The 10,401-nt window shown below is 67.4% G+C and carries 11 protein-coding genes; 4 read left to right on the forward strand and 7 right to left on the reverse strand.

The genetic code is table 11. The features are described 5' to 3' along the window. Positions 1–7: 7 nt before the first annotated feature. From F2Q65_RS14925 to F2Q65_RS14935, 3 genes are all read right to left on the reverse strand, one after another. Positions 8–322 (reverse strand): hypothetical protein, encoded by a 315-nt coding sequence (locus tag F2Q65_RS14925; protein ID WP_150094208.1) that lies wholly within the window; start codon positions 320–322, stop codon positions 8–10. A gap of 134 nt (positions 323–456) precedes the next feature. Then, positions 457–741, reverse strand: a complete 285-nt coding sequence (locus F2Q65_RS14930; RefSeq protein WP_150094209.1) for a hypothetical protein — start codon at positions 739–741, stop codon at positions 457–459. Then, positions 728–1,714: a ParM/StbA family protein gene (locus tag F2Q65_RS14935; protein WP_150094210.1), complete on the reverse strand. Its 987-nt coding sequence runs from the start codon at positions 1,712–1,714 to the stop codon at positions 728–730. Before F2Q65_RS14935 ends, F2Q65_RS14930 begins: the two co-directional genes overlap by 14 nt. 364 nt (positions 1,715–2,078) lie before the next feature. Between F2Q65_RS14935 and mobH the strand changes: the two genes are divergently transcribed. Genes mobH through F2Q65_RS14950 form a run of 3 tightly spaced genes read left to right on the forward strand, consistent with a single transcriptional unit; the run spans position 2,079 to position 6,137 of the window. Continuing rightward, complete coding sequence (gene mobH, locus F2Q65_RS19715) at positions 2,079–3,620, forward strand: MobH family relaxase (RefSeq protein ID WP_246156260.1); 1,542 nt, start codon at positions 2,079–2,081, stop codon at positions 3,618–3,620. Further along, the gene (gene traD / locus F2Q65_RS14945) at positions 3,620–5,485 is read left to right on the forward strand and encodes a conjugative transfer system coupling protein TraD (RefSeq protein WP_150094211.1); all 1,866 of its coding nucleotides are present in this window, start codon (positions 3,620–3,622) and stop codon (positions 5,483–5,485) included. The genes mobH and traD overlap by 1 nt, the downstream gene beginning before the upstream one ends. Continuing rightward, positions 5,442–6,137 carry an IncC plasmid conjugative DNA transfer DtrJ family protein gene (locus F2Q65_RS14950; RefSeq protein WP_246156261.1) on the forward strand — a complete coding sequence of 232 codons (696 nt, stop codon included), beginning with the start codon at positions 5,442–5,444 and terminating at the stop codon, positions 6,135–6,137. Before traD ends, F2Q65_RS14950 begins: the two co-directional genes overlap by 44 nt. Positions 6,138–6,331: 194 nt before the next feature. On the opposite strand, the gene F2Q65_RS14955 is transcribed toward F2Q65_RS14950, so the two are convergent. The 4 genes from F2Q65_RS14955 to F2Q65_RS14970 form a co-directional block, all read right to left on the reverse strand. Then, the gene (locus F2Q65_RS14955) at positions 6,332–7,399 is read right to left on the reverse strand and encodes an extracellular catalytic domain type 1 short-chain-length polyhydroxyalkanoate depolymerase (protein WP_211354053.1); all 1,068 of its coding nucleotides are present in this window, start codon (positions 7,397–7,399) and stop codon (positions 6,332–6,334) included. 474 nt (positions 7,400–7,873) lie between these two features. Continuing rightward, entirely contained in the window at positions 7,874–8,575 is a 702-nt protein-coding gene (locus tag F2Q65_RS14960; protein WP_150094212.1) for a HugZ family pyridoxamine 5'-phosphate oxidase, read from the reverse strand. A 637-nt stretch (positions 8,576–9,212) separates the two neighbouring features. Next, positions 9,213–9,539: a type II toxin-antitoxin system RelE/ParE family toxin gene (locus F2Q65_RS14965; protein ID WP_150094213.1), complete on the reverse strand. Its 327-nt coding sequence runs from the start codon at positions 9,537–9,539 to the stop codon at positions 9,213–9,215. After that, complete coding sequence (locus F2Q65_RS14970; protein ID WP_150094214.1) at positions 9,532–9,813, reverse strand: type II toxin-antitoxin system Phd/YefM family antitoxin; 282 nt, start codon at positions 9,811–9,813, stop codon at positions 9,532–9,534. The genes F2Q65_RS14965 and F2Q65_RS14970 overlap by 8 nt, the downstream gene beginning before the upstream one ends. A gap of 298 nt (positions 9,814–10,111) precedes the next feature. On the opposite strand from F2Q65_RS14970, the gene F2Q65_RS14975 reads away from it, so the two are divergent. After that, a partial coding sequence (locus F2Q65_RS14975; protein WP_150094221.1) for a helix-turn-helix domain-containing protein occupies positions 10,112–10,401 on the forward strand: 290 nt, incomplete at its 3' end.

The following is a 10,401-nucleotide window of genomic DNA, read 5'->3' on the forward strand; positions in this document are numbered from 1 at the left end:
AGGCGCATCAGGCCGCCCCCGGGCGGTCATCGAGGCCAAGCGCGCTCAGTTGGCGCAGCAGCAGATGCAGCTGCGGCAGTGGCTGCGTGGGCGCCGCCGTGCAGGCCGCGAGCAGTCGCAGCGACTCCGTCGGCAGCCGCGGCTGAAACACCGCCCCCGGCATGCGCGCCAGACGCTCGATGGCCTCGCTGTCGGCGCTCGCCAGCCAGGCCGCGAGCGTCTCATCCAGACCGAACAGCGCCTGGGCCAGTGCCGGCTCAGCCCGCAGCCAGTCGCGCACCGTATGCAGATAGCTGCGGTTGAGCCGGTGAATCGACTCCACGAGCGACTCGGGCCGGATCCTCGGTGGCATGCGCATCGTCATCGTTGTTCTCGTCTCCATGCTGATCCGGGCGCAGTCCGGTCGCGCTGCCCGGCTTCGGTAAGATTGGGCACCAGTCTGCACCCGCTCTGATCTCAGTCCGTCAGGCTCAGCGCCCCAAGCAGGCCCGCGCGCTGGGCCTCGAGCTGCGGGTCGGCCCGGTCAGGCGCGCCCTCGGGCAGCGCCTGGGGCAGAATGGCGCCGCCCCTGACGCCGGCCTCCGTCACAGGCCTTCCCTGTGCCACCAGCCCCAGCAGTGTCAGCTGCCGCAGCCGCTCGGCGCGCCGCCGCGGCGGCAGGGGCGCGAGCACGGCAAACAGCTCCGGATGCAGCTGCGCGCTCAGGCACACCTGGATGCGCAGGGTCTCAGCGGCAGCCATAGTGGAAATACCCCCGTGCGTTGGCCCCCACCGGATCTGGCGGCAGCTGCAGCGGCACCGCCGGAAACACCCGGCGCACCGCTGGCTCGAACAGCGCCGCCCCGCCCCCGGTCAGGAGCAGCAGATCGACATTGGTCTGCTCATGGCGCAGATCCCGGCGCAGCGCCTCCAGCGCCACTGCGCCGACCTCGCGGGCCGCGAGCTGTAGGTAAGGTGCGAGCGCCACCCAGTCGCCGTGCAACAGGATCGCCGGGCGCCCCTGCGCCAGCGCCTGCTCGATGGCCGCCACCGGCGCCTTGCCGGCGCGCTGACCGCGCAGGCGCTCGGCCGCCGCATCGATGAGCACGCTCATGGCCTCCAGGCTGGTGCCCGAGGCGGTGCGGCGCAGGTCGCCGTTGACCAGCACCGCCCAGTCCACCGAGAAAAACCCCACATCGATCACCAGCACCGTGCCGGCACCGATGCGCTCCAGCGTCGGCGCATCCGCGCGCATCAGCAGCTCCACGAAGGCCCCCACCGGCTGGGCGATGACGCGCACCTCGGCGATCTCCACCGCACCGTCGGTCAGGGCATGGCGGCCCTGCAGCCGCGCGCGCAACCGCTCGCGCTGGGCAGGTTCCATGGCCTGTGCCACGGGCAGTCCAGTCACCAGCCGGTCGATCCGCTGCGCGCCGATCACCTGCAGCGCTGCGAGCAGCAGCGCCTGATAGGTGTCGCTCGTCACGTAGTCCTCATGCAGCGCGCGCTGCCAGCCGGAGACCCGCGCCGGGGCCACCCCGGCGATCCAGTGCTGTCCGTGCACCGACACCGCGATACCGTCCGGCGAGCGGCTGTTGCCGGACTCCAGACGCTGCGCCACATGCAGCTGCGGCGCCGCCACCGCCGGCAGCACCTGCGTCCGCGGCGTGCTGCCGCAGGCACCCGCGGCAAGCTTCAGGTTGCTGTAACCGATATCGAGACCAACAACGAACATGCGGCGTCCTGATCGAGGGTGACAACTGCATGCGAGCAGGCCTTTGGGGCGCTCAGCCCCGAGGCCCTCCTCGCGTGCCCGATGCCGTCGGGTGCCCTGCAACCCCTTCCAGACCGGCTGCAGCGCCCCTGAACGACGCCGGGCAGCATGCCGCTCCCGCCGTTAGGGCGAAACCGATCAAGATGCCCAAAAAACAGCGTCTTTCGCGGCTGCGGCCACCTTGGCCCTGCAGTAGGCTGTGCCGCCGCTGGCCAATGCCGCGCCCGGCTCGCCCTGTCTGGTGCCCTCTCAGGTGCCCTGTTTGGTTCCGGGGCGTCTCGGGCCAGGCCACGGGTCTGTCAACGCACCACCGCCGAGCGAGCCCATGCACCTCCTGCGCCGTCTTCGTTCCCTTGCCATCCCTGCACCCACTGGCCAGGTGGCACCGGCACCGATGCCGACACCCGGGCCGACGCCGATGCCGACACCCGGGCCGCCACAGGTCCCGGGCCTTGTACCGGTGCCAACGTCTCCACCCCCATCCCCCGCCGCGCCCGACGAGCCCATTCCCCGCTATCCGCCGCGTCCGCCGGGTCTGCCCCTGCCGCCGCTGGAGCAGCTGGTGGCGACGCAGCAGACGTTGATCGCCCGGCTGCGACGCGAGCTGACCCTGGGCAACGATGAAGACGGCACCGATCGTTGGGCGGCCTATGTCGCGCCCGTGATCCAGCGTTACGCCGCCTGCGTGCACCTGATCCCCGCGAGCGCGAGCGCTCACCATCATGCGGCCGGCGGGCTCTATCGGCATGGCCTGGAGGCCGCCTTCCATGCCGCGCGCGCCAGCCGCGCGGTCATGGTCGGGCTGGACCGCCCGCGCGCCGAGCAGCGGCGCCTGGAACCGCGCCTGCGCACGGCCGCCGCCCTCGGCGGTCTGCTGCAGGCCGCCGGGACGGTCTTTCATGCCGTCGTCATCACCGACCCGGAGGCGCGCAGCACCTGGTCGCCGGTCACGGAGGACCTCAACGACTGGGCGGCACGCGAGGGCATCGCACGCTATGTCGTGCGCTGGCGCTTGCCGGGTCCTCAGGTCGAGCGAGACGGTCAGCAGCTGTTCAACCTGATCGCCCTGAAGCGTATTCTGACGACCGACGTCGAGCGCTGGCTCTATGACCCCGATCCCGACATCTACAACGGCTTCATCGCCGCGGTGACCGGCGTGCCCTACGACAGCGTGCTCGTGGAGCTCGTGCGCCAGGCCAGGCTTCACAGCATCGAGCAGGATCTGCGTGCACACCATGGCCAGCCCGGAGACGAGCCCCCGCCGCGACAGCCTGTTGTCACGGCGACCGATGAGGGGGCAGGGCAGGTGAGCACGGCGCCCAACAACGTTGCAGACATAGGCTCAGAACCCGGCTCAGAACGCTGCACTGACTCAGGCCCTGTCTCTGCAGCCCCAGCACCAGACGCGGAACCAGAGCCGGAACCAGATCCGGAACACCAACAACCGTCGACCCCGGCGCGCCCGCCACACTCAGCGCCACGCCGACCAGCCAAGCAACCGCCGCCTGCGACGCCTCCGAGGACCGACAGCGCTGCACGTCTGCTCGCGCTGCTGCGCACGCGCACGGCACCGACAGCCGCGCCACCCTCTGAGGCCGACCACCTCACCTGGCGTGACGGTCTGCTCTGGCTGCGCTATCCGCAGTGGTTCACGGCCGCCGGCTGGGACCCTGCCGAAGCCGCACAGGCACTGAGCGCCGACGGTCTGATCGAGCCCGATCCGAAGACCCCGATGCGCCGGGTCCGTGAGTATGACGGGCAGCGCTGGCTGGTGCTCACGGCCGAGCTCTCGGCGCAGGCCCACGGGCAGCTCCCGAAGACGCTGACGCCCAAAGCGAACCAAGCCACCCCGGCGGCGGCGTCCTGATGGACCGCTACCACACCCCCTGGCGCTCCAACTTCGAGGCCGTCGCGGTCGCCCTCTGGCTCCTGCTCGGCGCCTTCGCCTATGCCAGCGCCGGGCATTGGCAGCTGCACAGTGCCGCGTTTCAGACCTTCGCCCTCGGTGCGCTCGCGATGGCCCTGACCTGGCTGCCGGGGGCGCTGCGCATGCGCGCGATCCGCGCCGGGCTCGCCGGCCGGGCGCTCGCCTTCGTCACCGCCGGGCAACTGGCGGAGACCATGCACCGCGTCCAGGGCCAGCTCTGGCTCGGGCGCGGCTTCGAGTGGGAGCGCGAGCAGGCGCAGCTGGCGCATGACCTGCTCCGCGTCGGTCCGTCGCGGCTGACCGCGCTCTCCCCAACCCAGATCGGCGCCTATTGGCTGCATGGCCTGGCCCCGCGCGAGGACGACTTGGCCGTGCCGCTCTCCACCATCGAGGGCCACATGCTGGTAGTCGGCACCACCGGCGCGGGCAAGACGCGGCTGTTCGATCTGCTGATCACGCAGGCGGTGCTGCGCGGCGAGGCGGTGCTGATCATCGATCCCAAGGGCGATCGGGAGCTGCGCGACAACGCCCGGCGCGCCTGTGTGCTCGCCGGGCGGCCGGAGAAGTTCGCCGCCTTCCATCCCGCCTTCCCCGAGCAGTCCTGCCGCATCGACCCCATGGCCAGCTTCGGCCGGCATACGGAGCTCGCCAGCCGTATCGCCGCCCTGGTGCCCTCGGAGACCGGCGCCGATCCGTTCAAGGCCTTCGGCCAGATGGCCATGAGCCACATCATCGCCGGGCTCCTGCTGGTGGAGGAGCGGCCGAACCTGGTGAAGCTGCGGCATTATCTGGAAGGTGGCGTGGATGCCCTGGTCGAGCGGGCGCTTGCGACCTACTGCGCCCGGGTCGATGCGGGCTTCGACCGCGATGCCCTGGTCAGTCGCGCACGCGACGGCCAGGGCCGGGTGCAGACCCTGATCCGCCACTACCGCAGCCGTATCGCCCCGCGCCACCCCTCCTCGGTCATCGACGGCCTGGTGAACATGCACGAGCACGAGCGGGTGCATTTCTCCAAGATGGTCGCGAGCCTGATGCCGGTGCTGGTGATGCTCACCTCGGGGCCGCTCGGGCCGCTGCTCTCACCGGATGCGCAGGACCCGGACGATGGGCGCGACCTCATGCGCATGACCGATCTGATCAACGACGGCTATGTGGCCTATATCGGGCTCGATTCGCTCTCCGACGGCATGGTCGGCAGCGCCATCGGCTCGCTGTTGATCGCCGAGCTGACCGCCATCGCCGGCGACCGCTACAACTATGGCGTCAACAACCAGCCCGTGAGCGTCTTCATCGACGAGGCCGCCGAGGTCATGAACGACCCCTTCGTGCAGCTGCTCAACAAGGGCCGCGGGGCCAAGCTGAGGGTCACCGTGGCGACCCAGAGCTTCGCCGATTTCGCCGCGCGCACCGGCAGCCGCGACAAGGCGACCCAGGTGCTGGCGAATCTGAACAACCTCATTGCGCTGCGCGTGCTCGATGCCGAGACCCAGACCTACATCACCGACAGTCTGCCGAAGATCCGCCTGAAGACGGTCATGCGCACCCAGGCGAGCAGCACCCAGTCGGACAATCCGCTGCTCTACAGCGGCAACGCCGGCGAGCGGCTGATCGAGGAGGAGGGCGAGCTGCTGCCGCCGGCGCTGCTCGGGCATCTGCCGAACCTGGAGTACATCGGCCGTCTGGCCGGCGGGCGCACGATCAAGGGCCGGCTGCCGATCCTGGTGGCGCCAGAGCATCTCTCGGAGGCGGCGACATCGAAGCATGCCAGCCCGGCTGCAGCGGGTGCGCTCACCCATGGCCGCTGAGCGCCAACCCCAGTCGAGCTGGCTCTGGACCACCAGCGTCACCCTCGGGCTGCTGCTGATGGAATTCATCCTGCTCTCGGCCCTGGTGCCGACGGACTGGTCCAACCGGGTGCGCGATCAGGAGGTCCGCTGGATCAGCGCGGAGCTGGGCCTGGAGAGCGCCACGGCCATCTTCGCAACCGCCCAGGGCTGGTACGGTGCGCTCTTTCTCAACACCGGCCTGGTCGATGCCAGTTACCGCCTCCTGCTGCCGGACGAGGCCGCCGTGCGTCACACGCCGGAACTGGGCAAGCTCGCCGAGAACCCGATCTGGCCCTGGATGAAAGGAAGGCTCGATGTGGTCTGGTATTCGCTCTACATGGCCATCCAGCGCCTGGTGGTGCTACTCGCCTGGTGGCCGTTTCTCGCCTTCGCCCTGGTCGGGGCGATCGGCGACGGGCTGCTGCGCCGGCGCATCCGCCAGGCCGGGTTCGACTATCCGAGTCCGCTCGCGCATCGCCTCGCCGTGCGCGGGATGCTCGGGCTCGGGTTCGTCGTCTCACTTGGGTTGTTCGCGCCCGTACCATTGCCGCCGCTGGCGGTACCGGTGCTCGCCGTCGCGCTGGCAGCCGCCTTGTCCCTGATGCTGACGCAGACGCAGAAGCGCCTTTGACCGCGCCGGCATGGCGCCAGCGGCGTCTCTTTGGCTCAGAAAGGCATGACGGTCGCTGTCACCCGACCATGCACCCGGTGGCGCGTCAGACCGACTGTTTAGGCAGGGCAGGGCACCGCAATGACCACGCTCGATCCCTGGCGCCAGTCCGGCGCCACCATCACATCGAAACAGGCCTGTCGCGTGTTTGGAGATCAATCGTGCACGCAGCTGGCCATGTTTCGCTGCTGGTGCAAGCTGAAGAACCGCAACATCTCGCGGCTGGCGTCAGGCCCGCGCGGCTCGGTGTAGGAGCCGGCTGGGCTGCCGCCCGACCAAGCGTGACCGACGCCGTGCAGGATCCAATGCTCGATCAGCGGCGTGTCCCGCCCGTCAAGGTATTGGATCTGACTGAAACCGATTCCCCACGCGCTCCGCCCGTGGTTGGTTTGCGTGCGGAGTCTGGCGCCACCCTTGATCTGCTCGATGATGCGCCTCGCGTTGGCGGGATGGACGCAGGTGTCGCGGTCGCCGTGGAAGATAATGGTCGGCATCAATGGGGCTCGGTTATCCTGTGTCCGTCTATTCGGTCGTGGCTGGTCGGGCTGATGTGGCCCACCTGCGCGCATGAGCTCAAGGGCCGAGGGAAGGTCATTGGCAATGCCTTGGGGCACCCCCGAATGGATACCGATCGCGGCGAACAGCTCGGGGTACGCGAGTCCCATGATGAGCGCCTCGGCACCTCCGGCCGAGAGGCCCGCGACATAGACCCGCGTCGGGTCGATAGGATAGTCGCGAAGGATATCGCGGATGGCGCCGGCGATCAGCGCGGGCTCGCCATCGTCACGGACCTGATCCCCGGGGCGGAACCAGTTCCAGCATTGGGTCGCGTTGGCTGAGGTCGACTGCTCTGGATAGGCAACCAGGAAGGACTGCGCCTCAGCAAGCGCGTTCATTCCCGTTCCCGCCGCAAAGTCGTCAGCCGATTGGGTGCAGCCATGCAGCATCACGACGAGCGGGCGGGGGACTTCAGGAGCGCCACTCGGACGATAGAGTTTGTAGTCGAGCTGGCCCGTCGCGCTGCGGTAACAGTGTGTCTCGAAGCGCGCGCCCGGCGGCGGTACGAACGCCCGTGGCGTGCCGGACGCTCCTGCCGAAGACTCCGGCGGACCGCCCCCGTGCCACGCCTTGAGCCGATCAAACAGTCCGAACAGGCTTGCTGGCAGGCCCTCATGGGCACGCCGGATCATTGCGGATAGATCGATCTTGGGCCAGCGGGTCATGATTGGGTCAAGCTTCAGAAGGTGAGAGGTTCAGGACTCGGGCGTTCTGAACCCATCGGTTGCGGAATGTGTCGGTGGGGCCCTATGAGCGGGGCTTGCGTGACGTCGAGCTCAGACGGCAATGATGCGACACCCTTTACCTTGATCGCCATCGAACGATTGGATGCGGTGCAGACCGCTTTGCGCACGCAGCGGTGATGACCTGGATACGAATAAGTGGACGCCGCACAGTGGCCGCTATGGAGCAAATGCCCTCGTCACCGGAAGCTCATGGGACCGCTGGCGATGACCGGATCGCCCCAGAAGGCGACCTCGCCGCCCTCGGGACTGAGCGGAAGAATTTGTGGCACCCGCTGCGGACATTCAGGAGCCGTGTAGCTGCCGCGCTGATTCCGCAAAGGCCACGCCACCGGAGACCTTGGTGCCCGCAAAAAGCTGTTCCGGCGACTCCCCGGCTCTGCGCGGCGGGGCGCTCTAGCGCACCTGCCGGGCCATCTCGACCAGCATCTCACGTGCCGCCGCGGCGGAGCTGATCGTCCGTGGCAGCGCAATGCGGTGGAGACGGCCATCGACCCGCAGGTCGATTCCCTCGGCATCGATTCCCAGCATCTCAACGGCGTCGACGCTGGTTGCCATTGCACCAAGGTAGCTGCGCAGCTTATCCCGATGGTCCCGGTTCATATGATCGACGATCTGCGCCTGCGCCTCGCGGCTCAGCGGGTTGGGACGCAGGATGCGGTCGAGCCCGAACCAGCGCGCAGTCGCGAAACCACCGTTCCAGTGGAAGCGCATCGGGGTGAATCGGTAGAAGCGGAAGCCGAGCTGCTCGAAGTACATCCGGGTCCGCGGAAAATAGGCGAAGTAGCGTTCCGCATCTTCGTCCGGCTCGATGCGGTGCATGTTGCCAACCGCACTGAGGCGGCCGCGCTGCTGGACATCACTGTCGCCAGCCTCGGCGACCAGGAGGCCGCAGCGCGGATCGGCGTCGAGGTTCTTCGTGTGCTGAGACAGGTGGCTCAGCAAAAACAGCGGCAGACCGCCCTGGCCGAGGACATAGGGGACAACGGATCCGAAGGGGTAACCCGGAGATTCCAGCGAAAGGGTGGATAGGACACATTCAAAGGCGCTTGCCAGGAGGTGGCGCGCCGCATGTGCCTGTTCTTCGCTATTGCTCATCGGCGCAGTTTAACCATTCGGGATCCGGTCTGTGGCGGTCTCAGGCGAGCGATGCGATCAATGCCGCGGCCTGGGGTCGCATCACCGCATGAGCCTGTGTTGCGCCTGTCAGCGGCCGAAGGTCATGCGCAGCGCCCTGGCTACCGTGATGAGCATCACCAGCTATTGGCTGACGACTTGCTGATAGGTGCACCTTGGCTAGCGGTGTACTCGACTGCACTGAATTAGCGCCAACGGCTCGGGAAAGAGCCGCCCGCACCTAAAGCAGACATGAAACCAGCATCCCTCATTGGCCGGATTGTCCCAGGAGCAGACCTTGCGGACCTAGGGCTAAGCGTCAGGATTACCGCCAACTGCAGACAGTCAAGATACGTCGTCCATAGTTTCGTGGTCTGATCTACCTAAGATCGTCCATTGGTACCGAGATGTCTAAAGGATCAATCAGTCGCTGGTTTCCGAGGCAAGCTGCTCACTGACATCCTTAGAGTCGATCATATCGGTGCGGATGAAACAATGGAGCGTCCGCCCGCGCACTCGTTCAAGGCCGCACTTCGCTATCATCCGTTCCTATTGGGGCTGATCGCTCCCATGAGGTCCAGTCAAGTGGAGAGCCCAGAACCGAAGGTTCCGGGGACGCTTAGTCCTCTGGAGACGGCGACAGGTCCGAAGGTGGCAGCCGCAGCAACCGCTCACTACGCCAGACGCGTACAATGCGGGCCCGCCCCGGGTCGAGGCGGTAAACGATCCGAAATGGCGGATGGACCAGCTCACGCAGGAAAGTCTGGCCAAACTCAGGAACGATACGCCCAATCTCGGGATGGTCCGACAAGGGCTCGATGTGCTCAAGGACCTCCAAAATGAGTCGCGCACCGACATCTGCAGCACCCTGCTCCTCGTACCATTCCCGGATGCCCTCTAAATCACCGAGCGCTGATTCGGCAAGCGTGACGCGAATCTCAGCCATCCGCTTTGGACAAGCCGAGCCGGGACTTCGCCTCGGCAAGCGATACTTCCCGACCGGCATCTAGGTCGGCGAGGCCGGCGACGATTGCCCGCATAAAATCGCGCTCGTCTGCGTCTCGCTCAAAGTCAGCCACCGATTGAACAACCGCAACCCCGCGACCCCGGCTGGTCAGTAGCACGGGACGATGAACCTCGGCTGCCTGGCGCACGACACGCCCTGGATTGACCTTGAGGTCGGTCAAGGGCACCACGTCTTCTGAAAACTTCACGCGCATGGGCTTTGCTCTCCAGACTTCTGTGGACCATAAAATAGCACCTGTTTGCGGACCTTCCAACGAAAACCACAAGGGCAATCCACAGGCATTTTTTCGCATGCGCAAGAATCGGGGGCTTCTGGCCGCCACGGGTTGGCCGCGGATTGTCACTCGCGGAGAAGAGCGCTTCGATCAAGAGCCTGCCATGTCTTGGCCAATCCGGTCATCCCTCGCGACAACTGCGGCTACCCGCTCGTGCCCTACCTGAGGGGTTGAGCGCCAGCACAGCGCGCCGCAGCGCCTGATCAGGCGGTTGAGGATGATCCTCCAGGGCGCGGCAGGGGTCGACGTGCGTCAAAGCGCCGCGCACCTGGGTCTGAGCCGCTCGACGGTGCAGCGCTGGCGTGCGCGTTGGCGCGCGACGGACGGTCAGCCGCTGCATGAGCGGCTCGCGGATGCGCCGCGTTCGGGCGCACCGGCGACCTTCACGGCACAGCAGATCTGCTCGATCATCGCCCTGGCCTGCGAGCCGCCGAGTGCGTACAACCTGGTGCAGACGCATTGGACGCAAGCCGCTCTGGCGCATGTGGCCGTGCAGGAGGGGCTGGT

It is taken from the genome of Thiohalocapsa marina (assembly GCF_008632335.1).
Taxonomy (GTDB): domain Bacteria; phylum Pseudomonadota; class Gammaproteobacteria; order Chromatiales; family Chromatiaceae; genus Thiohalocapsa; species Thiohalocapsa marina.